The organism is Streptomyces rubellus (assembly GCF_036323805.1).
Lineage (GTDB): Bacteria > Actinomycetota > Actinomycetes > Streptomycetales > Streptomycetaceae > Streptomyces.
In genome coordinates, this window is sequence record NZ_JAZDCX010000001.1 from 278,117 (window position 1) to 302,824 (window position 24,708).

Annotated in this window: 15 protein-coding genes, 1 tRNA gene and 2 pseudogenes; 7 read left to right on the forward strand and 11 right to left on the reverse strand. The window is 73.7% G+C overall.

The window, feature by feature from the left end; all coding sequences use genetic code 11:
- Positions 1-28: 28 nt before the first annotated feature.
- From V1L54_RS01165 to V1L54_RS01180, 4 genes are all read right to left on the reverse strand, one after another.
- The gene (locus V1L54_RS01165) at positions 29-1,273 is read right to left on the reverse strand and encodes an acyl-CoA dehydrogenase family protein (RefSeq protein WP_330115893.1); all 1,245 of its coding nucleotides are present in this window, start codon (positions 1,271-1,273) and stop codon (positions 29-31) included.
- Positions 1,274-1,284: 11 nt separating this feature from the next.
- Positions 1,285-2,952 (reverse strand): class I adenylate-forming enzyme family protein, encoded by a 1,668-nt coding sequence (locus tag V1L54_RS01170; RefSeq protein ID WP_330115894.1) that lies wholly within the window; start codon positions 2,950-2,952, stop codon positions 1,285-1,287.
- The gene (locus tag V1L54_RS01175) at positions 2,949-4,901 is read right to left on the reverse strand and encodes a CoA transferase (RefSeq protein ID WP_330115895.1); all 1,953 of its coding nucleotides are present in this window, start codon (positions 4,899-4,901) and stop codon (positions 2,949-2,951) included. The genes V1L54_RS01170 and V1L54_RS01175 overlap by 4 nt, the downstream gene beginning before the upstream one ends.
- A gap of 253 nt (positions 4,902-5,154) precedes the next feature.
- Positions 5,155-6,918: an AMP-binding protein gene (locus V1L54_RS01180; RefSeq protein ID WP_330115896.1), complete on the reverse strand. Its 1,764-nt coding sequence runs from the start codon at positions 6,916-6,918 to the stop codon at positions 5,155-5,157.
- A gap of 266 nt (positions 6,919-7,184) precedes the next feature.
- Here V1L54_RS01180 and V1L54_RS01185 point away from each other — a divergent pair, with 266 nt between their 5' ends.
- Entirely contained in the window at positions 7,185-8,684 is a 1,500-nt protein-coding gene (locus tag V1L54_RS01185; RefSeq protein ID WP_330115897.1) for an MFS transporter, read from the forward strand.
- A 66-nt stretch (positions 8,685-8,750) separates the two neighbouring features.
- On the opposite strand, the gene V1L54_RS01190 is transcribed toward V1L54_RS01185, so the two are convergent.
- The 6 genes and pseudogenes from V1L54_RS01190 to V1L54_RS01215 form a co-directional block, all read right to left on the reverse strand.
- Positions 8,751-10,070 carry an SPFH domain-containing protein gene (locus tag V1L54_RS01190; RefSeq protein WP_443076445.1) on the reverse strand — a complete coding sequence of 440 codons (1,320 nt, stop codon included), beginning with the start codon at positions 10,068-10,070 and terminating at the stop codon, positions 8,751-8,753.
- 11 nt (positions 10,071-10,081) lie between these two features.
- The gene (locus tag V1L54_RS01195; RefSeq protein WP_443076421.1) at positions 10,082-11,785 is read right to left on the reverse strand and encodes an SPFH domain-containing protein; all 1,704 of its coding nucleotides are present in this window, start codon (positions 11,783-11,785) and stop codon (positions 10,082-10,084) included.
- 651 nt (positions 11,786-12,436) lie between these two features.
- Positions 12,437-13,183, reverse strand: a pseudogene (locus V1L54_RS01200) (transposase family protein); the annotation flags it as partial.
- 869 nt (positions 13,184-14,052) lie between these two features.
- On the reverse strand, positions 14,053-14,961 hold the full coding sequence (locus tag V1L54_RS01205) for a CU044_5270 family protein (RefSeq protein ID WP_330115899.1): 909 nt from the start codon (positions 14,959-14,961) through the stop codon (positions 14,053-14,055).
- Positions 14,942-15,682 carry an RNA polymerase sigma factor gene (locus V1L54_RS01210; RefSeq protein WP_330115900.1) on the reverse strand — a complete coding sequence of 247 codons (741 nt, stop codon included), beginning with the start codon at positions 15,680-15,682 and terminating at the stop codon, positions 14,942-14,944. Before V1L54_RS01210 ends, V1L54_RS01205 begins: the two co-directional genes overlap by 20 nt.
- A gap of 360 nt (positions 15,683-16,042) precedes the next feature.
- Positions 16,043-16,579 (reverse strand): annotated as a pseudogene (locus tag V1L54_RS01215) (hypothetical protein); the annotation flags it as partial.
- 111 nt (positions 16,580-16,690) lie between these two features.
- Here V1L54_RS01215 and V1L54_RS01220 point away from each other — a divergent pair.
- On the forward strand, positions 16,691-17,878 hold the full coding sequence (locus V1L54_RS01220; RefSeq protein ID WP_330115901.1) for a tyrosine-type recombinase/integrase: 1,188 nt from the start codon (positions 16,691-16,693) through the stop codon (positions 17,876-17,878).
- The gene (locus V1L54_RS01225) at positions 17,878-18,033 is read left to right on the forward strand and encodes an integrase (protein ID WP_330115902.1); all 156 of its coding nucleotides are present in this window, start codon (positions 17,878-17,880) and stop codon (positions 18,031-18,033) included. The genes V1L54_RS01220 and V1L54_RS01225 overlap by 1 nt, the downstream gene beginning before the upstream one ends.
- A 247-nt stretch (positions 18,034-18,280) precedes the next feature.
- Here V1L54_RS01225 and V1L54_RS01230 read toward each other — a convergent pair.
- Positions 18,281-18,356 (reverse strand) — tRNA-Arg (locus tag V1L54_RS01230).
- Positions 18,357-18,660: 304 nt separating this feature from the next.
- On the opposite strand from V1L54_RS01230, the gene V1L54_RS01235 reads away from it, so the two are divergent.
- The 4 genes from V1L54_RS01235 to V1L54_RS01250 all read left to right on the forward strand — a co-directional run bounded on the left by V1L54_RS01235 (position 18,661) and on the right by V1L54_RS01250 (position 24,466).
- The gene (locus tag V1L54_RS01235) at positions 18,661-20,274 is read left to right on the forward strand and encodes a dynamin family protein (RefSeq protein ID WP_330116118.1); all 1,614 of its coding nucleotides are present in this window, start codon (positions 18,661-18,663) and stop codon (positions 20,272-20,274) included.
- Positions 20,271-22,280 (forward strand): GTPase, encoded by a 2,010-nt coding sequence (locus tag V1L54_RS01240; protein ID WP_443076422.1) that lies wholly within the window; start codon positions 20,271-20,273, stop codon positions 22,278-22,280. The genes V1L54_RS01235 and V1L54_RS01240 overlap by 4 nt, the downstream gene beginning before the upstream one ends.
- Positions 22,281-22,459: 179 nt before the next feature.
- The gene (locus V1L54_RS01245) at positions 22,460-22,855 is read left to right on the forward strand and encodes a single-stranded DNA-binding protein (RefSeq protein ID WP_330115904.1); all 396 of its coding nucleotides are present in this window, start codon (positions 22,460-22,462) and stop codon (positions 22,853-22,855) included.
- 183 nt (positions 22,856-23,038) lie between these two features.
- A complete protein-coding gene (locus tag V1L54_RS01250; protein ID WP_330115905.1) occupies positions 23,039-24,466 on the forward strand; it encodes a Cys-Gln thioester bond-forming surface protein in 1,428 nt (475 codons plus the stop codon).
- Positions 24,467-24,708: the final 242 nt, after the last annotated feature.

The following is a 24,708-nucleotide window of genomic DNA, read 5'->3' on the forward strand; positions in this document are numbered from 1 at the left end:
GGTTGCGGTCGGCGCGCTCCGGTGCGGGTCAGAACACGTCCACCGGGGTGTCGGACCCCGGCGCGTAGCGCCTGAGGATCCGCTTGGCCACCGTGTGGGCGTGCAGTTCGTCCGGACCGTCGTAGATGCGGGTCGCCCGGGCCCGGCGGAACATCCGGCTCAGCGGGGTGTCGTCGATCAGCCCCTCCGCGCCGTACACCTGCACCGCCCGGTCCAGCACCCGGCACAGCGTCCGCGACGCCAGCACCTTGGCGGTGGCGACCTCCGGGTACGCCTGCCGGTCGCTGGCGTCCACCGCGGCGGCGGCCCGCAGCACCTGCGACCGGGCGGCCTGGATCTCGGTGTAGGAGTCGAAGACGTGCTGCTGCATCAGCTGCTTGGCCGCCAGCCGCTCCCCGAACGCCGTCCGCGTGGTCAGCCGGCGGCACATCAGGTCGAAGGCGCGTCTGGCCTGCCCCAGCCACTGGACCGCGCGCAGGGTGCGGCCCAGGTCGAGCCGTTCGCCCGCCACGGGGAAGCCGTCGCCGCGGACGCCGATCCGGTACGCGTCGGGCACCCGGACGCCGTCGAGGCGGACCTCGCGGTGGGCGTCGTCGGTGCCCAGCACGGGCAGTTCGCGGACGATCTCGAAGCCGGGGGTGTCCGTGGGGACGACGAACATCGTGAACGCCTGCCGGTTGGGGATGCCCAGCGGCTCGGTCCGGCACATGACGGTGATGAAGTCCGCGCCGGCCGCCCGGCAGAACCACTTGGCGCCGCGGATCGTCCAGCCGCCCTCGTGCGGCTCGGCCCTGGTCGTCAGCAGGGAGGGGTCCGAACCGGAGCGCCCCGGCTCGGACATGCCGTAGCACGGCACCACCTCGCCGTCGACGAGCCCGGACAGGTAGCGCTCGCGCACCTCGGGCCCGGCGTGCCGGTGCAGCATCAGGGCGTCCAGCAGATGCTCGGAGCCCAGGACGGCCGGGCCGTACTCGGACTCGCCCTCCACCTCCCCGAGGTGCACGAACTCGCTCAGGGAGAGTCCCCGGCCGCCGAGCTCCGCCGGGTGGGACAGCGCCCACAGGCCGTTGGCCCGGGCCTTGTCCCGCAGGGTGCGCAGCGTCTCGCGGGCCGTCTCGCCGCCGGAGGCCAGCTCGGACTCGGCGGGGATCACCTCGCCGCGTACGAAGTCCCGCACCCGGTCCCGCAGGTCCCGCACGCTGTCCGGGGGCGAGAAGGAGGCGCGTGCGCCGTCCACCGGACCCGCCGCCGTGCCGCGCGACCTGTCGCTCATCGCCGGAGTGCTCATCGGGCGGCCCCGCTCTCCGGGCCGTCCGAGAGGACCACCGAGGCGCGCAGGGCCTGCCGGTCGACCTTCCCGGCCGGATTGACCGGCAGTTCGTCGACGACCTTCAGCAGCTCGGGCAGTTTCGCCCGCTCCAGACCGCGCTCCTCGTACAGATGGCGGCGCAGCTCCTCCAGGTCCGGTGCGGACCGCCCCGGCACCGGCACCACCCACACGCAGACCCGCTCGCCCAGCTTCCGGTCCGGGACGCCCAGGCAGGCGGCGTGCCGGACCGCGGGGTGGGTGTTCACCAGCGACTCGACCTCGGCCGGGCTGATGTTGAGACCGGCCCGGATGATGATCTCCTTCTTGCGGCCGACGATGACCAGCCGCCCGCCGTCGTCGATCCGGCCGAGGTCGCCGGTGCGGACCCAGCCGTCCTCGGTGCGGTAACGGGCGTCCAGCTCGGGGGCGTTGACGTAGCACAGCGGACTCATGGGACCGCGCGACCAGATCTCGCCCACCTCGCCCCGCGGCAGCTCGCGGCCGTCGTCGCCGGCGATGCGGATGGTCGTCACCCGGGGGTTGGGGCGGCCCGCGGTGGTCTGCACGGTGACCAGGTCGTCCTCGATCTGGGTGTGGCAGTTGACGCCGTCGGCGGAGCCGTAGAGGTTGACGAAGGCGCAGCCGAAGACCCGCACGCACTCCGCCACGGTCTCCGGGTCCACACCCGCGCCGCCGCACACCAGCGCGGTGAGGGAGGAGGTGTCGACCCGGTCCGCGGCGTCCGGGGCCAGCCGCGGATCGGCGAGCATCTCCTGGAACATCGTCGGCACGCCCATGAGGTGCGTGGGCCGGTGTTCCCCGATCAGCCGTACGGCCTCGGCGGCGTCGAACCGGGGCATCAGCACCAGGGTTCCGCCGAGTACCGCGATGGTGACGGAGGTCCCGGTGGAGCCGAAGGAGGAGGCCAGGGGGACCAGGAACATGATGCGCGGCGGCCCGTCCCCGCGCGTCAGCGACCGCACGAACTCGCCCCGGCCGCCGACCAGCGCGTTGTGCGAGTAGGCGACCATCTTCGGCTCCGCCTCCGAGCCGGAGGAGACCAGGATGCGCGCGGCCGAGTCGGGATCGGGCTCGGCCGGCCGCTCCAGCGGCTCGGGCGGGTCGGCGAGCAGGGCGTCGAGGGAGCGCGTGCCCTCCAGCGGCTCGCCCAGTACGAAGATCTCGCGCAGGCCGGGGAGTTCGGGGGCCAGCTCGCGCAGCAGCCCGCCGTAGTCGGTCGCGCCGACCTGACGGGTGACCACCGCGGTGGTCGCCCCGGAACGGCGGAGCATGGCGAGGGTGTCCTGACGGCGGCGGCCGACGGGGTAGGGCAGGCAGATCGCCCCGAGGGCGGCCACGGCGAGGTCGACGGCGCAGGCGAGGTGTCCGTTGGCCAGGTTCACCGCCACCACGTCCCCGGGTTCCACGCCGGCGTCGGCGAAGGCCCGGGCCAGACCGAGCGCGGTGCGCCGCAGCTCGGCGTAGGTGACGGTGCCCGTGCTGTCCAGGACGGCCGGTGCGTCCGGGTGGCGCGCGGCGTTCTCCTCGAAGAGGGTGAACAGCGGCTTCCCCGGGTAGCGGCCCTCCGCGGTCCAGCTCTTGCGCAGGGAGACGGGTATCAGGTCGTGGAAGACGGTGGTCATGCGTCGAACCTCCAGGGGGCGGTGACGAGCACGCACTCGTCACGGGCGAGGGCGGGGCGGGCGGCGGGCGACCGGTCCAGCAGCCGCAGGTCGGTGGCGACGACCGCCGAGGAGACTCCGGCGGCGGCCAGTACGCCGGTCCACTCGTCGGCGGGCCGTTCCGCGAGCCGGGCGGCCACCTCCTTGCGCAGGACGGACTCGGACGCCGAGGGGACCAGACCGAGCAGTCGGCACAGCCGCCCGACGGAGGTGTGCGAACGGGCGGAGAGGGCCAGCCACCCCCGGGCGGTCTCCCACGGCCCGTCGAGCACGGGCGCGCCGGCCGTGCCGCAGCCGTGGGCGGACCGGTTCCGCGGGCGCTCGATCTCCTGGTACTGCAGGACGGTGGAGGCGGAGAGCAGCGAGGAGTCCACGCGCAGCCCCCGGCCGGTGCGCTCACGCCGCAGCAGCCCGGCGAGCAGGCCCTCGGCGGCGACCAGTCCGCCCAGCACGTCGATCATCGTCATCAGGGAGGGCCGGGGGGAGCCGTCGACGGCCATCATGTCGGCGAGGCCGGAGTGGGCCTGTGCCATGAAGTCGGTGCCCAGCGGCGGGTGTTCGCCGAGCGCGTCGCCCCAGCCGGAGGAGTGGGCGTACACCAGGCGGGGGTTGACCGCCAGCAGGTCGTCCGAGTCCAGTCCGAAGACCGCGGCCTTCCCCGGGGCCCAGTTGTGCAGGAAGGCGTCTGCCTCCCGGGCCAGGTCGAGCACGGCGGCGCGGCCCGCGGGGGACTTCAGGTCGGCGTGCACCACCTCCTTGCCCTTGTTCAGGGCGGTGAAGCGCGCCGAGCAGTCGCCCGCCATCGGGGGCATGCCGCGCAGCGGGTCGCCGTCGAGCGGCTCGATCCGCACCACCCGGGCCCCCAGCAGGCTCGTGACGCGCGTGGCCATCGGGGCCTGGATGCGGCGCCCGGCCTCCACCACGGTCAGACCCCGCAGCGGCGCGTCCGGCGTGGGGGACGCCCCGGCACCGGACCCGGCGGGCACGGCCGCCGCCGGGTCCCCGTACGGGGTGAACCGCCACGGCGGGAGCACCCGCCCGCCGAGCACGGCGTCGCTGTCGCCGCGCCGCTCGTCGAGCGTGCGCACCCGGCACACGCTCATGCCCGTCCGGTCCGCGAGCGCGGCGAGGCCGGCGAAGTCCCGGCTGCGGACGGCGGCCGACAGCGACGGCGGCAGCGGGCAGACGGCCTTGGGGTAGCGCAGCACGAAGGGCCGCCAGGCGCGCCGGATGTCGTCGCGGGGGACGCCCAGCTCGGTCCAGAACGACTGCCAGGGGACCGGGTCCAGGGCCTCCACCTCGAACCACACCCCGTCCCGGCTGCGGAACGGCGGCCCCGCCTCGGGCGAGTCCGCGGGCAGGAACTCCTCCTCGTCGGCGGTGGCCGCCGCCAGGTACTGGCAGACGGTCAGCAGTGCCGCGTGGGTCACCGAGGTGCCGGTCCGGGAGATGTCGGCGCCCCGCTCGCGGGCGATGAGGGAGGCGAGCACGCCGTGGACGGCCAGCACCCCGGCGCAGGCGGACGCGTAGTCGACCGGCAGCCGGGTGGGGACGCCGCGGCGGCGGCCGTGCACGGCCATCATGCCGGTGACGGCCTGGACGGTGGTCTCGTCGGCGGCCTCCCGTCCGCCCTGGCAGGACCAGGTGAGGCGGCAGGTGAGAGAGGGTTCCCCGGCGCCGGGAGGTGTCAGCCGCAGCGTTCCGCCGTCGGCCTCCTCCGCCGGCTGCCGGAGCGGGGTGGCGCCCAGACAGGACAGGTGGCGCAGGGCCACGTCGGCCGCGGGTATTCGGCCGGTGTACAGGACGGTGTGGCCGGCCAGGGGACCGGAGTCCTCCCGGACCGGGCACTCCGCCTCCGGCACGGGTGTGCCGGACGCGGTCTCCGAGTTGATCGGGACAGTGGTGCGCAAGGTGTTCTCCTCCAGGATGCGCCGTCTGTCGGCGGGTGTACGGGCAGCCCGGGACCGGCCCCGGAAGATCGAGGGACAGCAGGAGGGCGCGGCCGGGCGCACCGGGACTCCGACCGCCGCTGCACGGCGGTGCGAACCCGGGCGATATGGGCGTTGCGGATGAGCCGGTGGTACGGAGGTGGCGCGCGGGGAGGGGCGGAGGGGTGGGGGCGGGGCCGCCTCGGCGGGGCCCGCCCTCCGCTCCGGTAGGAGGTCAGACGCCGGTGCCGCAGGCGGGCAGGAACGCGGCGCCGGGGGGTTCGGGCGCGGGGGCCGCGCCGCCGGACGTACCGCGGACCGGGGCGTCGGCGGGGAGGTCCGCCAGTTCCACCGAGCCGTCCGCGCGCAGCATGCCCCGGCGGCCGGAGCGCAGCAGAGGACCGTTTCCGGACGCCGCGCCGTCCCGGGCCGCACCGCCGCAGGGCAGCGCGCTGCCCTCGGCGCACAGTTCACCGGGGAGGCCGTAGGGCAGCGCGTGCCCCGCCGCGTCCAGGACCCGTACCCGGACGTTGGGCGAGGGGCGGCCCACCTGCGGTGGGAGGCCGTGCCCGCAGTCGTCCGGGCCGATCTCGCGGACCGTCCAGGGCAGTGGCCCGCCGTCGGCGCCGAACTCGGTGAGGAGCCGGGCGGCCGGGACACGGGTGAAGTGCAGCTTCGCCAGCTCCGGTGGACAGGGGCCACCGGTCAGCACGACGCTGCGTGGCCCGGGGCCGGGGACCGTGTCCGACGCGTCCAGCATCCGCCGGTAGCGTCCGGGGGACAGCAGGAGGTCGGTCTCCGTGCCGCGGGCTAGGCGGCGGAAGCCCCGGTCGGCCGGGTCGTGCGGGCGGAGCGTGCCGCCGCTGAGGAAGGCCCACCACATCGCGGACACGTAGGTCTGCTCCCAGGGTGCGGCATGGACCACCACCTCGCGGGCGGGCCGGCCGACGCGGTGGATCCGGGAGGTCGCCGCGGAGACCCACGCCTCATGGGCGGAGAGCCGGGCCCGGCACGGGTCCCCGCCGGGCGGTCCGCCCAGCAGGTAGGCCAGGTCGGTGAAGCCGGAGCGCGGCAGCGAGGGGTCGGGCCGGACCGCCCTGGCCCGGCGTTCCGCCTCCTCGAGGGTGACGGTCCTGCAGTGGGCGCCCCACAGCGGGGCGGACGGGCGGTCGACCACCGCGTGACGCGCCTGGCAGGCGCCGGCGGTCCGCCGTACCCGGTCGGCAGGCAGCCGTCCGACGGGTACGCACACCCCGCCCGCCATCAGCACGGCCAGCTGTCCGACGACCGCCCGCAGGGGGTGGTCGGACAGGACCACCACGGGCTCGCCGAGCTGGAGGTCGTGGCCGAGCAGGAGGGAGGCCAGCAGGCCGGCCCGGGCATGCGCCTCCGCGTAGGTGAGCCGCTCACCGTCGGCGACCACGGCGTCCCGGCCGGGTGCCGTCCGGGCCACCCGGGAGAACAGGCCGTCGAGGGTGGAGGCCGGGACGGGGGCGAGGTTCCGCTCCCACACCGCCAGGTCCGTCTCGTCGGCCGGAGCGTGCAGGGGGACCTCGGAGACGAGAGCCGAGGGCTCGTAGCCGTGGCGTAAGGCCGTGATCAGTCGCGCCGTCTGGCGCTCGGTGCAGTCGCCGCGGATCGCGAACGTTCCGTCCGCCCGGTCGGCGATCTCCAGCCGGACCTCCTCGGGCAGCGCCGATCCGCAGCCCGGTGTGGTGACGAGGACCGCGGTGGCGTCACCCACGAGGTCCCCGACGGTCCGGACAGCCTCCCGCAGCGGGAGTTCGGCGGCGAACGCCATCCGGTCCCGGCGGGTCCCGCCGGGACCGGTACCGACACGCGCGATGCCGTCGCCCGCCTGCCGCGCCAGGACCACCAGGGCGATGGCCAGGACGACGTGGTGGCGCGGTCTCTCCCACAGCGCGGACAGCTCCGCGAGTCTGCGTGCGCACTCCCCGGAGGTGTCCGGTTCGTGCTCCGTGCCCTCTCCCCACTTCATAAGACTCCCCCGTTGCACTCTCGACGCCGTTCAGGGCGTGCGGTGGTGCGAGTGGCGCGGTGCTGCGCCTGTCGCGTCCGCCGTGCCGTGTCTTCCGTGACGTGAAGTGCTTATATCTCTAATCTAGTGTGCAACTCTAGTCAAGTTAAATCTTTCGCACCGCCCTGAGCAGGGAGGATGGTTGAATCAGCCATAACTGTAGTTAGATTCTAGAGCGATACTCTAGTTCTTGGGCATGGTCATGATGAGAGTAGGGGAGGGAAGGCATGGCCGGTGTACTGCGAGGGAAGCGGGCGGCTCTGCTGCTGCTCACCTCGGTGGAACTCGTGGTGTTCCTCGATGTGTCGATCGTCAACGTGGCGCTGCCCGCCATGGGGGCAGCACTGGGGCTGACGGTCGTGGGGCTGGCCTGGGTCGGTACGGCCTACCAGGTGACCTTCGGCGGCTTCCAGCTGGGAGCCGGCCGGGCGACCGACGTGCTGGGCCGGCGCCGGATGTTCCGGATCGGCCTGGTGGTCTTCACGCTGGGCTCGCTGTTCGCCGGAATCGCCACCGAACCGTGGGTGCTGGTCACGGCACGGGCGCTCCAGGGAGTGGGCGCGGCGATCCTGGTCCCCGCCGAGCTGTCCCTGCTGACCGTGATGTTCACCGAACCCGCCGCGTACCGGCGGGCGTTCGGCTGGTGGAGTGCCATGGGGGCGGTGGGGGCGGCCGGCGGCGTGGTGCTCGGCGGCCTCATTGTCGAGCTGTTCAGCTGGCCCTGGATCTTCCTGATCAACGTGCCGATCGGACTTGTCGGGCTGCTGCTGAGCGGCCGGCTGCTGCCGCCGGACGCCGGGTCCGCCGGGGTGCGGGTGCGCGAGCGGCTCGATCTGCCCGGCATCGTCTCCGGCACGGCGGCGCTGCTGCTGCTGGTCTATGCGGTCACCGTCGCGGCCGAGGGCGAACTCGACCCGTTCACCGGCCTGCTGGCAGTGGTGGGGCTGGCGTTCGGCGCCGTGTTCGTCAGGGTGGAGCTGCGCTCCGCCGACCCCCTGCTGCCCTTCCGCTTCTTCCGGAACCCCGACATCACCGGCTGCACCGTGGCCAGTGTGCTCGTCGGCGCGGCCCACGTGCCGGCCTTCGTCTTCCTGGCCCTGTACTTCCAGGAGGTGCAGGACTACACGCCGCTGGAGAGCGGACTGGCCGTGCTGCCGGTCGCGGCCGTCAACCTGGTGGTGTCCCGGACCGTCGTCCCGCCGGTGCTGGCCGCCTGGGGACCGCGGATGGTGCTCACGTTGGGCATGGCGTTCCTGGCCGCCGGGCTGCTGATGCTGAGCCGGCTGCCGGTCGGCCTCGACTTCATGACGGACTACCTGCCCGGCGCGCTGATCTTCGCCGTGGGGCTGCCCGCCGTGTTCGTCGGCGCGACACTGCCGGCGGTGAAGGCGGTGGCGGAGAGCGAGACCGGTGTCGTCTCCGCCGTCGTCAACACCGCGCAGCGCATCGGCGCCGGGCTGGGTGTCGCCGTCCTGGCCGCGCTGGCCGAGGCCCGTACCGGTCCGGCCGGCGGCGGGGATGTCACGGCGCTGAACGAGGGGTACCGGCTCACCTTCCTGGGCGCCGCCCTGCTCGCCGCGGCGGGTGTGGCGGTCGGCCTGTGGCTGGTCCGGCGCGGCCGGTCCGCCGACGCGGAGGACGGCCGGGACCGGGTCCGGGCGGAGCCGGAGGGGCCGGACGCGCCGGCCGCCGGGCAGGACCGCCCGGCGAAGGCGGCGGACGTGTGAGACCGGCCGCGCCCGGCCCGCGCCGAGAACGCACGGGCCGGGCGCGGAGCGGCGGCCGCCGCGGTGTCACCGCTCGCCGTCCTCCCGGTCCGCGGTCCGCGGCGCGGGGTGCGCCCCCCGCACCTCCGGAGCCGCCGGGAGGGCGGCGAGCCGCGGCAGCAGCTGGGCGGTCAGCAGGGTGGACAGCGCCGAGGTGTCGCCGCCCTCCGCCCCGTCGGTGCGGACCACCACCGGCCGCGGCGCGCTGCCCGCCAGGGCCGCCCCGACCTCCAGCCGCCGGCGGGCCAGCTCGTACTGGAGCACCGCCCGGTTGTCGCGGTACGCCTGGGCCAGCCGGCGCTGGGCGCGGGCCTCGTTCTCCGCGGCGATCAGCCCGCTGCGCCCGCGGGTCTCGATCTCGAACCGCACCCGCTGCGCGTTGGTCTCCTGCTCCTCCAGCAGCTGGGCGACCTCCTCACGGGCCTTGTTCAGGGCGGCCTTCACCTCGACGATGCGCGCGTCGCGCACCTTCTTCGCCCGCTCGATGTCCATCTGGAGACTGTCGATGCGGCGCTTGCGGGTCAGGCCCCACTCCTGGTCGTACGCGGCGCGCTCCTTGGCGACCCGCTCCCGGGTGGCCAGGTGCTGCTGGTACTGGGCGGGCAGCTGCACCTCCGGGATGTTGGAGCCGGTGATGCGCACCCCGTAGCGGGACAGCTGGCGGTTGAGCAGCTCCTGCATGTCGGCCACGTCCGAGCCGCGCAGGTCGTAGGCCCGCTCGGTGCGCACCCTGCGGGCCCGCTGCCGGATGGCGTCCTGCACCGCGCTGGACAGCACCAGGTCGAAGTTGCCCGCGCCGATGGTGCGCACGAACATCACCGCGTCGATGATGCGGAACTTCAGGAAGAACTCGATCGACCGCAGCGGCACGTTCTCCTGCGTAGGGCAGGCCATCACCGGGGCGGAGTAGGGGATCTCGGTGGCGGTGTCCACCACGAAGTCCACCCGCGACCACGGGTGCCACAGGTAGTGGCGGCCCGGGTCCAGGGTGCGGACGACCGCGCCGTAGCGGGTCAGGACCCCGTTGGTGCCCTGCTCGATCTCCACGATCGAGGAACGCCACCACCACAACCCGCCGGCCAGCAGGGACACCACGCCGAGGGTGTACGCGAGCCCGGCCAGGGCGTCGCTCACGTCACCGGACAGGCCCTCGGCGTCCCCCGCGGACAGCATCACCCCGGTCAGCAGGGAGAACACCCCGAACCAAAGCGGCAGCAGCCACCACAGCCGGCGCCGGTGACGGGGGATGATGACCGGCACCAGGGTGCCCGCCTCGCCGCCGCGCAGCAGCCGGGCGACCTCGGTCCAGGGGGCCACCGCCTCGGAGATGACCGACCTGCGGCTCATGGGTACGGTGCTCACTCCGCGGCCTCCTCGGACGTTCCGGTGGTTCCGGTGGCTTCAGTGGTCTCACTGCTTCCGGCCGCGTCGGACGGCACGGGCGCTCCGGTCGCCCCGGGCGCCTCCGACGGCACGGTCGGCCGCTCCTCGGCCTCCGCCAGCAGGGCCCGGATCTCCTCCTGGCGTCCGGCGATGCGGTCGGACACCTCTCCCAGCCGGGCCCGCACGGCCTCCATGTCGACCTCGGTGAACAGCTCCGCGCCCCGCTCGCCGACCATCTCCCGGGCCAGCCGCAGGAAGTCGACCCCCGCCGCGCCGCCGGGCTCCCCGCCCCCGACCCGCACCAGCTGCGGCAGGTGGTCGGCCACCTGCTCCAGGGTGTCCAGGATCTGCTGCTGGTAGCGGTACTCCAGGATCTCCGGTGCCTCGGCGGCGGTCACCGCGCGGATGTCCAGGGACTGCGCCTCCAGCAGCGCCGCGTTGGCCTTCGCCTCCGACTCGGCCTGCACGTAGCGCTGCCGGGCGAGCGCCCGGGCCCGGTTGGTCTCCCGCTCCACGGCGGTGTCCATCTGCGCCTGGTACTGGGCGATCTCCGCCTGGATCCCGGAGAGCGTCTCCCGCAGGGAGGCCAGCTCCCTGGTGAGGTCGCCCTCGTCCTGCTCCTTGCGGAGCTGGAGGGCGTACTCGTGGGTGTACGCCTCCTTGGCGACCCGCACCATCTCCGGCGCCGCCAGGTCCATGCGGTAGTTGCGGTCGGAGGGCTCGGCGTGCGTGATGTTGGCGTTGGTCAGCTCCACCGCCGGCTGGAACTGCTGGTTGAGCTGCTCCAGCAGCCGCCCGGTGTCCTCACCCACCATGTCGTAGATCCCGGCCGCCTCCTGCTCGTAGATCAGGCTGCGGATCGTCTCGCTGACGGCGTTGCTCAGCTTCTCCTCGAAGCCGCGGACCGCGCCGAGGGTGTAGACGAACTCCACCGGGTCGTTGATCCGGAACTGGATGAACAGGTCGATGGACGCCTTCACTCCGCTGCGGGTGGGCGCCTCGCGCACCGGCGCGTTGAACGGGTACTCGCGGGTGGTGTTCAGGATGTACGACACCCGCTTCCACGGGTTCAGCAGGATCACCCGGCCGGGGCCGACCACCTGCTCCAGCTTCCCGAACCGGGTGATCAGCGCCTGGCAGCCCTCCGGCACCATCACCATGCCCTGCCGCCACCAGACGAAGGCCACCGCCAGCAGCGCCAGCACCCAGTAGTGGGCGCCGAAGAAGGGGTTGGTCAGCACACCGCCCCCGGCGGCCACGGCGACCGAGGTGCCCACCGCGCCCACCACGAGCAGCAGCAGCACCGGCAGCATGCTCAGCAGGGAGCGTCCGCGCGGCAGCACCATCGGACAGATGGCGTGCACCGGCTCCCCGCCCTCGCGCCGCTGCTCGCTGCGGTTGAGCGTCTCGCCGGCCTCCGCCAGCGGGACGCTCTCCTGCGTCATGACGGTGGCGATGGAGCCGCCCTGCTCCCGGGCCGCCGGGAAGTCGGACGGGTCCATGCCGTCCTGCTGCGGCTCCGCCCGCTCCCCCCGCGGGCGGTCCGCTCCGCCGGAGGACTCCTGGCCGCCGCCTCCGCCGCGCACCCGGCGGCGCAGCTCCTCCTCGGCGACCTCGCGCGGGGAGGCTCCCCCGGCGACCGTCTGCGCGACTCTCCTTATGTTCTCTGTCCGTGCCACGTCTGCCCTTCGCCGTCATCAATCGCGGTCGTGCCGCGTCGGACGTGTCAGGCCCATCACAACATGCGGAGCGGGCGAAGGCACGGCGGGGGAGGCGAGTTGGGGAACGGGGCGCGGGAGGGAGCCGGCGGAGCGGACGCGGCGGTGACGGCGTCGGGCTTCCGCGGGAGCTCCCAGGGCCTCGTGACCGGATCGGGAGCGCGGGGACGGATCGGCCTGAACGCGCCACCGGCGGAGGAGTTTTCGCCAATCTTGCCGCTGGGGCGTGTGCCGACGCTCGGACGGTGATTCAGTCGGCTGGGATTTTCGAGCTGATCAGTCTGCTGAGATCGTTGAGCCGACCATTTGTGATCTTTGCGTCCAGGCGGCCGACTGTTAGACGGGGGAGCGGGGTATGGGTGCTGTACGAGCATGTCCTGCGTCACTGCGATTTGTGCGGTCCCCGTGAGGAACCTCTGAACACATCCGAGGCGGACGCCGGAAAGTGCCGCCCAGGAGATCCTGGACATCCGCACTTTCCATTCATTTCTCATCGCGAGCGTGTCCGCTTCGCCGGCTACTGGAAAATCCCGGCTTCCCGATTTCAGAGGGTGGCCCCCGGGGTCTTTTGAAGACGTTAATTGCGCTGCCGTTGACCACTGAGCCTTTTCGGCGTTGCCTCTCCAGGGTGAGGACGGCGGCTGCGATTGCGGTGAGGCGGGTGGGGCTGCAGCGGGCGTGTCGGAGGATTCGCCAGGATTTCAGGCGGGCGACTCCGCGTTCGACGGGTGCCCGGGCGGTGGACAGAGCCCGGCTGGCCGTCCGCCCGGTGGGTGTGAGGTCGCCGTTCGACGGGCGGCGTTTGGCGGTGGTGACCCAGTCACCGGCACCGGTGTAGGCCATGTAGGCGAGGACCGGAACGCCCTGGCGTTCGCGGATCCGGATGATCTTGTGGGCGCGGGCGGCTGTCAGGTCGTGGCTCCGGCCCGGCAGCGCGGGCGACAGCCACAGGATCTCCCCGGCCGGGTCCGTGACGACCTGCACGTTCACACCGTGCCGCTTGTGCTTGGAGGAGTAGTCGGCCCGTCCGTCGCCGACCCGGTCGCACTCGGCGAGGGTGCCGTCCACCAGGGCGTAGTCGGGGTCCGCCTCCCGCAGCACCTTGAGCGGTCCCGGCGCCTTGTCCGCCAGGTGCTGGACGACGGTGGTGACGCAGGCGTGGGCGGTGCCGACGGACACCTGGGACCCGGCCGCCAACTGCGCGAGGGTGTCGTGCCGGCGCAGGCAGGCCAGAGCGATCAGCGCCCGTCCGGAAGGGCTCGGCTCGCAGCGGCGGTCACCCTCCCGGGAGATGATCAGCATCGTGACCCACTCAACCAGCGCACGCGGGAGGTCGAGTGCGGCAGGATAGGGAACCAACAGGGCTCCCGGACTGTCGAGTTGAGACGTCGAACACCTCACTCAACGGCGCGGGAGCTCTGTGCGTTGCGGCCGGCCCGCCCGTCACCCACACGGGGCCCAGACTGAAAGGGCTCACGCACCGCAGAGCAACCCGCTTTCCCCGGGGAAGTGGGGCGGTCCCGGCGGCGGACCACCGAGGTCCGCGGCGGCCGGGGCCGGACAGAGCCGCCTCAGAGGCCGCGTCCTCGGCGCCGACGTTGCCATCCGGACACATCCATGCGTGAGAGGCACCACCCCGGTCGTCCCGGCTGTGGCCGGGACCGCGTCAGGGGCCTCCGCGGATGTCGGTACAGCTCACCCTTGCTGGCCAGGGCGACGCTGGACTGACCGACAGCCGGACGGGCCGACAGCACGCCGCCCCTTCTTCGCCCGGCCGGGATCTGCCGTGGGCCGCTCGGTGCTCGCCCGGGGCCGGCCGTCCACCAGCCGGTGGTTTCCGCCCGGGTGGCAGGCACGGTGGGTGACGGACCGCCAGCTACGCTCCACGGCGGAGATCCTGTCATCGGTCGCCTCGAAAGGGCTGGGAGCGCCGTACCTGGGCGGTGAACCCGCTGCAGGAGGACGCCGCCTGGTTCTGGGCCGGGCGGAGGCCGTACGCTTGCCGCCCGCGTCCCTCCGTCGCCGTGGGCTGTCCGCCCGGCGCTCGCTTCGTGTGATCCGCGTTGCGGGGCTGGGCATGGGGCGGTGTGCCGCCCTGGTGAGCGGCGCCGGGGCCGGTGGGAGAGGCGAACAGGACGGAGCCCGCCTCCGCGGGTGTGCGAGGGCAGGCTCCGTCGGCCGTCGGTGATATGAGAGGTCCGGGCGGCTGGCGCCGCGGTCGGCGGAGGTCAGCCGGCCGGGATCTGCCCGGCCTCATCGACGACGTCGACGTCGAGGAGCGCGACCTCCTCGGAGCCGAGGTAGTTCAGATCCTTCTCTCCGAAGACCCAGACGTCGCGCTCCTCGCCGTCACCGAAGGCGAGTCCGACACCTGCCCGGCCGGCGGCGTCCTCGGCGTGGTCCACGACCGTCACGCCCGGGATCCGGGCGGCGGCGCGGTAGAGGGCCGCTTCCACCTCGGGCAGCAGCGCGGCGCTCTCGAGCATGGAGCCGATCATCTCCAGTGCGGCCTCCTCGTGCGTGGGGCCCTGACCCTCCGTGGCGGACCAGACGTGGTCGTGCAGCGCCTCGGTGTCGGTGGGCAGGGCTTCCAGCTCTCGGTAGGTGGTCGCGTTGGGGTCGGCATTCAGTTTCATGTCCGTGGTGCCCTTGCCGGAGGGGCCGGACAGCACGGTGATACGGGCCAGTCCGTCCCGCTTGCCGTCGACGGCGTGCCAGTCCGAGCGCCGGAAGGTGTCCTGGCCCTTGTCCGTGATCTGCTCGGTGCCCTGGACCAGGGTGTAGACGTACTGGTCGTCCCGGACCTGCGGGGCGTCCTGGGCGGCGGCGACCTTGGCGATGCGGTTCAGCAGGCGGACCGCTTCCGGGTCGGTGGACGGCCCGCCGGTTCCGCCGCTGCCGACGGTGAGCAGCGTCGCGCCGACCGCGGCGGCGACGCCGACGGGGACGGCGATCGCGGCGAAACGCCGGAACGGGGACCGGCCTTCGCCGGCCGGCCGAGCGCTCGCAACGGGCGCTCCGGCGGTGATCTCTCGCATGATATGGGCCTCCAACTGGTTCAGACGGTCGCTCGGCAGGACCGGGTCACCCGGGCTCGGCAGCAGGCCGGCCAGCTCTTCACGTTCGGCGGGATTCATCGGTGTCTCTCCTGTGTCGACCGGGCCGCCACGGCGCGGTCACCCGGTTCCTGTCCGCGGACGGGGAGGCGTCTCGTTCCATCTTCGGCCGCCGGCTGTCCGGCTCCCCGCCTGTCCGGCCGGAACGGTCCGCGAGTTCGCTCTCGGCCAGCCGCCGCAACCGCTGCCGGGCACGGGAGAGCCGGGACCGCACCGTGCTGACCGGCACCTCCAGGGCCGCGGCGGCGTCGGCGTAGCTCAGGCCCGACCAGACGCACAGAGCGAACACCTCCCGCTCGCGCGGCCGGAGCCTCCCCAGGGCCGCCCGGGCGGCCGCGAGGCGTTCGGCGTCCTCCATGCGGCCCACCAGTGCGTCGGTGAAGTCGGGCACCGTCTCGGCGTCCGCGCGACGCTCCGGAAGCCGGCCGAGTGCGGCCCTGTGCCGCCGCGCGGCGCGGCGGGTGTTGCGCAGCACGTTGGTGGAGATGCCGAACAACCAGGCCCGCAGGCCGTCACCGGCGTCGGCCTCGTAGCCGGCCCGCGCGGCGACGTCGTCGTCCAGCAGCCTCTCCCGCAGGCGCCAGGCCTCCAGGAAGGTCAGCGACACCACGTCCTCGGCCATGTCCGGATCACCGAGCCACCGTGCCGCGTGACCGTGCACGGCTTGCGCGTGTTCCCGGAAGAGCCGCGCGAACGCCTGCGCGTCACCGGCCCGTATACGGGCGCGTAGAGAAAGATCCACGCTCCGTCCTGTCCGCCCGCCGCGGGCCGTCTCGGTGATGTGCGTCACGCCGGGGGCCGGGGAGGCCCTGTCGTACCCGAGAGCCGGCGACTTCCTTGCGGAGTGACGGGAGCGGCGACGGGATGGCACCGCTTCGGGTGATTGCTGGTAACGCCTCTTCAGGGAGGCGGAAAGCAGCATCTCCGGTGAAACCAAGAGAAGGAGCAACCGCGCATGAACGCCAGGGCGATCCTGCTGTCTCGGTCGTTGCCGTGGTCGCCGGAAGCGCTCTGGGAACGGCCGGCACGGCGTCCGCCGACGATCCCGCCACTTCGCCCACTGCTCCGCGCGGGGTGCCGACCGAGCGGTGCGCCGCCGGCGTCGGCAGCCCCGTACGGGTGCGCTGCCGAGTCCGTACGCGGCGGACCCGGCGTCGTCGATCCAGTCCGCGCCGGCCGGACGGGCCTGGAGGCCGGTGAGACCGAAGGTGTCGCGGGCGTGGCGGCGGCCGAACTCCTTGAGGTCGGCGTGACTCAGCAGTCTGTTGCGGCCCGGACGTCGATCAGATCCCGGGCCAGACCTCGGTCGGCCGACGCGCGGACCCTGGTACCGATGACGTCCTCAAGGGAGAGCACGAGGCGTGCTCGGTGCGCACGGGAGGGCGCCAGAGCGTTTCCTCGAGGATGCCGGTCTCGCGCTCCTCGCCGTCGGAGGGGTCGGTGACGATCAGCCGTGCGGAAAGCGGATCGGTTTCCAGCGCCCGGTCGGTCAGGCCATGGACCTGGACGGCGTAGCCGCCCGTGAGGACCAGCGGGTAGGCGTCCCGACGGCGAGGACGTCGGAGAGAAGTCTGTGGTGCGGTGGGACTCGCGCGGCGGCCCGGGCTCCGGGGCCAGCTCGGTGAAGGAGCCCTCCCAGACCTCACGGATGTCACGGCTGACGAGAGTGCGCGGGGAGCCGCCGCGCGGACCTGTCACGGCGGACCTCGAGGGCGCTGGGCGTAAGGGCCACACCTCCACCACGGGGCCGATGACGTGGCCGGTGACGTCGAGCGGCGCGCCCTCCGCGGTGACCGCGGAGCACAGCAAGACCTACAAGAAGAAGGCGGTGGCCGACGACGAGCGCGCCAGGCTGATGGCCGCGCACCGGAAGCGTGAGCCGTTCGACATCGAGACGGGGCGGCCACTCTCCCGGATGTCCAAGGCGGCCGAGGTGAACTGGTACGACTTCGCTGTCGAGTACGTCGACTGGAAGTGGCCCCGTGCGTCCGGCAACACCCGGAAGAACATGGCCAAGACGCTCACCTCCGTGACCATGGCCATGCTGCGCACACCTGTGCCGGCGCACTTCGAGCCGGTGGAGGTCCGCAGGGCCCCGCGGGAGTACGCCTTCAACGTCAACCGGCGCACCGACCCGGACAAGCCGGTGCCGGCCGAGGTGCGGACGATCCTCGGCTGGGCCCAGCGCAACGCCCTGCCGATGAGCGCGTGGGAGAAGACCGGGACGGCCGACAAGGTCGTCACGGCCCTTGGCACCCTTCTGGACGGCACCGCGGCAGCCGCCGGCTCGGTCACACGCAACGACCGGATCATGAATCTGGTCACGGGCTACGCCATCAGGCACAACTACCTGAAGGCCAGCCCTCTCCCGAAGGGCAAGGGGGAGCACACGGCGCCGAAGGTGGCACAGGCCATCGACAAGCGATGCCTGCTCAACCGCGACCTGGTCGCGCAGATGCTCGACTGGACAGGCGGACGTCCGCGGCGCGGGCATCTCTACCGGGCCTTCTTCGCCACCCTCTACTACGCCGGGCTCCGCCCGGAGGAAGCCGTCGCCCTCCGCGTGAGCGACGCCACTCTGCCGGAGACCGGGTGGGGTGAGTTCCTCGTCCACGAGGCCCGGCCGGAAGTCGGCAGCCAGTGGACCGACACCGGTGAGGTCCACGAGGAGCGGGGTCTCAAGGGGCGCGCGGAGGACGACACCCGTCTCGTCCCGATCCGCCCGTTGCTCGTCGTGCTCATCCGCGAGGTCGTCAAGGAGTACGACCTCAAGCCGGCCGGCCTCCTCTTCCCGGGCGAGAAGGGCGGCACGCTGGCGGGCTCGGTGTTCCGGCGCGTCTGGGCGAAGGCGCGCAAGGAGGTCCTGCCCGAACGCGAGTTCAAGTCGCCGACCGGCAAGCGGGTGTATGACCTGCGCCACACCTGTCTGACGACCTGATGAACAAGGGTGTGCCGCACGAGCAGGCAGCCGAGTGGACCGGTAACAGCGTGCCGGTCCTGCAGGCCGTCTACGCACGCTGCATCGTCGGCCGGCGGGACCTCTGCCTGAGGCAGGTCGAGGACGAACAGGCGCTGCCGAAGGTGGTGGCGTGAGGAGCGGCCTCGGAGTCCCTGGAGGGGGGCCCGGGGCCGCTTCGCTGTGTGCTCGGAGCGGGGGCGGGGCTGCTCCCGGGCTCCGGTTTCTGTGGGACGTATGTGGGACGGACACCCGTAGGGGCCCGGTTTCGGCCGGTGCCGACCGGACTCCCGGGCCTGGCGGAGCAGCGGGATCCGGTGGCTCCGGAAGACCGGGACACCCTGTCTGACCTGCAAGAGTACGGCCCAGCCGAAGCTGGGCCGGTGGCGCCCCCGGCAGGACTCGAACCTGCGGCCAAGCGCTTAGAAGGCGCCTGCTCTATCCACTGAGCTACGGGGGCCTGGTGATCGCGGACGGGCAGCGCCCCGGTCCGACCTTGCCGCGACAAGGATAGAGGGCCGGGTGCTTCCTCTCCGTTGCTTCACGTCCACGACACCCTGTGGAGGTTCCGTGAAGCGGTCCGATACTCGCAGGCGCGTACGAATCATGCATCGGTTTGCGCGCTTCCCGGGAGCGGGTGTTGTGCACTCGTTATGCCTCTCGGCGCGCGCGTCTCGCGGGCCACAGGGGTCAAAACCGCCTGTTCCTGCCCGAAAGCACTTCAAAAACCATTCGAAATTGGGCATTCTGCGCATGTGGCGATCATGGAGGCCAGGACCGAACTGCTCGACGCGCTCAACACGCTGCGTGACCGCGTCGCCGCAGCGCGCTTTCCCCTGCCGCTGCCCGGCGCCGAACGCGCCCGCCGCTCCCGCACCGAGCTGCTCGCCCAGCTCGACGACTACCTGGTGCCGCGGCTGCGCAGCCCCGAGGCACCGCTGCTGGCCGTGGTGGGCGGCTCCACCGGAGCCGGGAAGTCCACCCTGGTCAACTCGCTCGTCGGCCGCCGGGTCAGCGACGCGGGCGTCCTGCGGCCCACGACGCGCACCCCCGTGCTCGTCTGCCATCCCGGCGACCAGCACTGGTTCGCCGGGCCGCGGGTGCTGCCCCGGCTGCGGCGGGTGTGGGCACCGCGGCCGGAGCTCCCGGCCGACGGGGACGAGCCGGTCCGGGGCGCCGAGGACGATCCGGGGGAGGCCGCCGACGGGCCGCCCGCACTCGTCATGGAGGCCACCGAGGCCGTACCCGCCGGGATCGCCCTCCTCGACTCGCCCGACATCGACTCGCTGGTGGTCCGCAACCGCGAGCTGGCCGCCGGGCTGATCTGCGCCGCCGACGTCTGGATCCTGGTGACCACCGCGGCCCGGTACACCGACGCCGTCCCCTGGCACCTGCTGCGCGCCGCCCGGGAGTACGACGTCACCCTGGCCACCGTGCTGGACCGGGTGCCCCACCAGGTCACCGCCGAGGTCTCCCGCCAGTACGCGGCCCTGCTGGAGCGCGCCGGACTCGGCGACGTGCCCCGCTTCACCGTCCCGGAGCTGCCCGAGTCGGCCCGCGGCGGTTCCGGTCTGCTGCCCGAGACGGCCGTGGCCGGACTGCGCGAGTGGCTGCTCCACCGCGCCCGGGACCCCGCCGCCCGCGCGGTCGCCGCCGGCCGCACGGCGGCCGGGGCCGTCGGTTCGCTGCGCTCCCGGATCCCCGAGCTGGCCGGTGCCGCGGCGGCCCAGCACGCCACCGCGCTGCGGCTGACGCGGCACATCGACACCGCCTACGAGGCGGCCGGCACCCGGGTGCGGCGGCAGCTCGCCGACGGCGAACCACTGGCGGGCGAGGCGCTGGCCCGCTGGCGCGGCTTCCCCCGGGACAGCGGGGGAGACGAACTGCTCGACGCCCTCACCGAGGGCCTGTCGGCCCTGCTGCGCGGCGCCGTCGGCGACGCCGACGAGCAGGCGGCCGGCGCCTGGCGCACCGAGCCCGGGGCTCCGGAGTACGGCCGCGCGGACGAACCGGTGGCGGAGCGGATCGAGGTCCTCGTACGGCGCTGGCGGCGCTGCGCGGAGGAACTGGCCGAGGAGGGGCTGTGCGCCGTCGACGGCTGCCCGCTGACCGGTGAGGAGGTCGCGGCCCTGCTCGCGGTCGCCCTGCTGGGCGGCCGCCGTGCCCGGAGCGCGGGCGGCGCCCTCACCGGGGCGCTGGGCGCCGCCGTCGCGGGCCGGCTGCGCGAGCGCGGCGGGAGGCTGCTGGAGAACTGCCTGGACCGGGTGTTGCGGGGCGAGCGGGACCACCGGCTGGCGCCCCTGCGGGACCTCGACGCCACCCCCGGGCAGCAGGTGTCCCTGATCGCCGCGCTGTCCGTACTGCAGAGGGAGAGGTGACCGCGGTGACCGCGGAAGTCCACACGGATGACCGGGCCTGGGACGACGGGCTGATCGCCCGCCGCGCCCGGCCGGAGGGCGGCGCACCGGCCGCGGACCCGTGGCGGGGGCCGGGGGAGCACTGGTGGGGGGAGCCGTGGGAGGGCGCCGGCGGCGGACCGCCGGCCGCCGGACCGGTTCCGGACGGCGGCCGGGAGGACGGGGGAGGCGGCTGGGACGGCGGGGTGCCGTACCGCGCGCCGGTCCGTACCCCGCCGCACCACCACCGGTACGAGGAGTCGCTGCGGGCGCGGCTGCACGCGCTGCGGGAGCTGGTCGGACTCTCCCGCACCCGGCTGGACGGCGAGGTGCTCGGCGAGGCGGGCCGGATCCTGGACGAGGTCGCGGCCCGGCGCCGGCTGTCCGGGGCGTACACCGTGGTGGCCGTCGCCGGGGCCACCGGAAGCGGCAAGTCGACGCTGTTCAACACCCTCGCGGGCGCCCAGCTCTCCGAGACCGGGATCCGCCGCCCCACCACCGGGGTGCCCGTCGCCTGCGTCTGGGAGGGCGGCCGGGACGGCTGGGACGGCTGGGACGGCGGGGCCGACGGCCTGCTGGAACGGCTCGGGGTGCCGCCCCGGGCGCGGCGCCGGGTGCCGCCGCGCGACCCCGCGCTGCACGGCCTCGTCCTGGTCGACCTGCCCGACCACGACTCCGCCGTCCCCGGCCACCGCGAACAGGTGGACCGGCTGCTGCGGCTGGTGGACGCGGTGATCTGGGTGGCCGACCCGGAGAAGTACGCGGACGCCGTGCTGCACGAGCGGTATCTGCGCCCGCTGGCGGGGCACGCCGAGGTGACGTTCGTGGTGCTCAACCAGACCGACCGGCTGCCCGCCGAGGACGTCGGCACCGTCATGGACGATCTGCGCCGGCTGCTGGACGAGGACGGCATGGCGCTCGGCGAGCACGGCGAGCCCGGCGCGACCGTACTGGCACTGTCCGCCCTGACGGGCGAGGGGGTCGACGAGCTGCGGCGCTCCCTGGGCGGGCTGGTCTCGGGCCGGCGGGCGGCCGGGCTGCGGCTGGCCGCGGACGTGGACGGCGCGGTCGCCCGGCTCCGCCCGGTCTACGTGGTCGACTCCCCGCACGGCCCGGCCGGGCTGACGGAGCTGGCGCGCGAGGAGTTCGAGGACCGGCTGGCGGCGTCGGTGGGCGCCGCGGCGGCCGGGCAGACCGCCGAACGCCTGTGGCTGCGGCACGCCGAACAGGCCTGCGGCACCCCCTGGGCCCGGTTGTTGCGGTGGTCCGAGGAGCGGCGCGGGTACGGGGGGCGGCGCGGGGAGTCGCTCGCGGCGGGTACGGAAGGGACGGCGGGACCGGCGGTGGCGGTGGCCCGGCCCGTCCTGGCGCAGGCGGTGCGCACTCTCGCCGAGGAGGCGTCGGCCGGGCTGCCCCAGCCGTGGGCGAGGTCGGTGCGGGAGGCGGCCTGGCGCGGCGCCAGAGGGCTCCCGGAGGCGCTGGAGGCGGCGATCGCCGGAGCCGGGGACCAACTGGGGGAGCCGGTGGGGGATCCGGACCGCGCGCCGTACGGGGCACCGGGCGGCGGTGCCCGGCACCGGAGCGGGCGGGGCGGCGGGCGGGAGGCGCACGGGGAACGCCCGTTCCCGCGACCGCGCTGGTGGACGGTGGCGGCGGTCGGCCAGGTGCTGCTGCTGGCCGCGCAGCTGCTGGGCGGCTGGCTGCTGGTGGACCTGCTGGTCGACGGGCCGGGCCCGGCCGGGGTGTGGCCGCCGGTCTCGCTGCTGGTCGGCGGTGCGCTGGGCGGCCCGCTGCTCGCCTGGTGCTGCCGCCTGGCGGCCCGGGGACCGGCACGGGCCTACGGGCTGGAACGGGAGCACGGACTGCGGCGGCTGGCCACCGGCTGGGGTCAGGCGTGGGTGCTGGAGCCGGTGGCCGCCGAACTGCTGCGGTACCGCGAGGTGCGCGAGCAGTACGCCGTCGCGACGGGCGGCACGGTCCGGACCTGACGGGCTCCGCCACCCCCGGGAGTGACGGAGTTGTCCACAACCCGCCGGTACTCCACAGGGCCCGGCGGCCACCGGCTCCGACGGGCAGCATGGCGTCCGCGAGGCCCCGGCGGACGGGGCGGTGGATACAGCCCCGGCAGGCGGGGCGGTGGTCGCGGGTGAACACGGGGGCGGTCCGGATGAACGAGACCATGGTGACGGTGGTCGGCAACGCCGCGTCGGAGGTGGAGGCGAGGACGACGGCGGCGGGCCATCCGGTGGCCCGGCTGCGGCTGGCCACGACGGTGCGGCGCTACGACGAGCGGCGGGGCGGCTGGACGGACGCCCACACCAGCTTCTACACGGTGTGGGCGTTCCGGGCGCTCGCGGAGAACGTGGCGGCCTCCGTCACCGTCGGCGAACCCCTGGTCGTCACCGGACGGCTGAGGGTCCAGCAGGGCGAACGGGACGGCAGACGCTGGACGTCGGCGGACATCGAGGCGACGGCCGTCGGCCACGATCTGGCGCGCGGCACCTCGGTGTTCCACCGTGTCTCCCGCGCCCAGGTGACGCCGGATCAGGTGGTTGGCGCATGACGCTCCTTACCCACGAACCCTCGCCAACTCCACATATGAGGGGTGAAGTCCGACAACACGGCATTCCCTGATAACGATTGGGACTCGGTACGTGTGACGTTTGGTATTCGTGGGGAACCGGGTGCGGTTGCTCCCTACGATCCCCTGCAGAGCACGGGGGTTGACGAGGGGACGACCAACACGATGATTTCCGTACGCAGGCGCGGTATGGCCCGCCTCACCGCCACCGCCGTCGCCACGGGCATGCTGGCGGCCGGGGCGATAGTCGGCGCGGGCACCGCCGTCGCCGACGAGAACGAGCAGCCGGGCGGCGCGATCGCCACCCTGAACGGCCTGAAGACCGCCGACCTCGCCCGGATCGGCGGCAAGAAGTTCGGCGCGGGTCTCTTCGAGATGACCGTCGAGGGCGGCGGCACCCTGCAGACCTACTGCATCGACATCGGCACCAACACGGTCTCCGAGGCCAAGTACCAGGAGGCCTCCTGGGACCAGACCAAGCTCCACGACAACAAGCAGGCGGGCAAGATCCTCTGGATCCTGAAGAACTCCTACCCGCAGGTGAACGACCTGGCCGCGCTCGCCGAGAAGGCCGGCGCCGGACAGCTCACCGAGAAGACCGCCGCCGCGGGCACCCAGGTCGCCATCTGGCGCTTCTCCGACAACGCCAAGGTCGAGGCGGTCAACCCGGACGCCGAGAAGCTCGCCGACTACCTGGAGAAGAGCGCCCAGGACCTCCAGGAGCCCACGCCGTCCCTCACCCTCGACTCGCCCGCCGTGTCGGGCAAGCCCGGTGAGAAGCTCGGCCCGGTCACCGTCCGCACCAACGCGCAGAGCGTGACCATCACGCCCGACGCCGAGGCCGAGGCCAAGGGCGTGAAGGTCGTCACCAAGGACGGCCAGGCGGCGGTCTCCGCGAAGGACGGCGACGAGCTCTTCTTCGACGTCCCGAAGGAAGCCGAGGACGGCACCGCCTCGCTGACCGCGCACGCCAGCACCGAGGTCTCGGTGGGCCGCGCGTTCACCAGCCTCAAGGTGCGCAGCCAGACCCAGATCCTGGCCGGCTCCAGCCAGTCCACCGTGACCGCGAACGCGACCGCGAACTGGGCGGCCGGCAAGGGCCCGATCCCGGCGGTGTCCGCCGAGAAGAACTGCGTCAAGGGCGGCGTGGACGTCACCGCCACCAACGAGGGCGACGAGCCGTTCACCTTCACCCTCGCGGGCAAGGAGCACGAGATCCCGGCCGGCGGGTCCGAGACCATCACCGTCCCGGTGAAGGAGGACCAGCCCTACGAGATCACGATCACCGGTCCGGACGGCTTCAAGGAGACCTTCACCGGCACCCTCGACTGCGAGGCGGGCAGCACCGGCGGCAACGGCGGCAAGGTGGAGACCCCCGAGGAGACCCCGGAGAAGCCCGAGACCGAGCCCAGCCCGGCCACGGTCGGCGGTGACACCGGCGACAAGGGTGACGACGAGGGCAACCTCGCCGCGACCGGCGGCAGCAGCGCCACCCCGATCATCGCGGGTGTCGCCATCGCGCTGGTGATCGCCGGCGGTGCCGCGGTGTTCTTCCTGCGGAAGCGGAAGCCCGCCACCGGCGCCGAGAGCTGAACCACGGGATCCGGGCGTGATCCCCTGACGCCCCGACCCACCCGGCCGTGTGCCGCCGCACCCCGTGCGGCGGCACACGGCCCTTTTCGCCGTCCCGTCGTCCCGGTGCTTTCGCTGCCGCCGCCGCTGCCCCCGTCGTCCCGGCGCGATCGCAGGTCAGCGGCGTGACACAGGCCGCCCGAGTGCTCGTTTTCGCCCCCGGCACCGGGTGCGGCAAGATGGGTGTATCCGCCTACTCCCTG

Bases quoted from the DNA above. Each gene is read 5' to 3' on its own strand.
- V1L54_RS01165 (WP_330115893.1), bottom strand. From the start codon at position 1,273: ATGAGCGACAGGTCGCGCGGCACGGCGGCGGGTCCGGTGGACGGCGCA.
- V1L54_RS01170 (WP_330115894.1), bottom strand. From the start codon at position 2,952: ATGACCACCGTCTTCCACGACCTGATACCCGTCTCCCTGCGCAAGAGC.
- V1L54_RS01180 (WP_330115896.1), bottom strand. From the start codon at position 6,918: ATGAAGTGGGGAGAGGGCACGGAGCACGAACCGGACACCTCCGGGGAG.
- V1L54_RS01185 (WP_330115897.1), top strand. From the start codon at position 7,185: ATGGCCGGTGTACTGCGAGGGAAGCGGGCGGCTCTGCTGCTGCTCACC.
- V1L54_RS01190 (WP_443076445.1), bottom strand. From the start codon at position 10,070: ATGAGCCGCAGGTCGGTCATCTCCGAGGCGGTGGCCCCCTGGACCGAG.
- V1L54_RS01205 (WP_330115899.1), bottom strand. From the start codon at position 14,961: ATGAATCCCGCCGAACGTGAAGAGCTGGCCGGCCTGCTGCCGAGCCCG.
- V1L54_RS01220 (WP_330115901.1), top strand. From the start codon at position 16,691: ATGACGTGGCCGGTGACGTCGAGCGGCGCGCCCTCCGCGGTGACCGCG.
- V1L54_RS01225 (WP_330115902.1), top strand. From the start codon at position 17,878: ATGAACAAGGGTGTGCCGCACGAGCAGGCAGCCGAGTGGACCGGTAAC.
- V1L54_RS01235 (WP_330116118.1), top strand. From the start codon at position 18,661: ATGGAGGCCAGGACCGAACTGCTCGACGCGCTCAACACGCTGCGTGAC.
- V1L54_RS01245 (WP_330115904.1), top strand. From the start codon at position 22,460: ATGAACGAGACCATGGTGACGGTGGTCGGCAACGCCGCGTCGGAGGTG.
- V1L54_RS01250 (WP_330115905.1), top strand. From the start codon at position 23,039: ATGATTTCCGTACGCAGGCGCGGTATGGCCCGCCTCACCGCCACCGCC.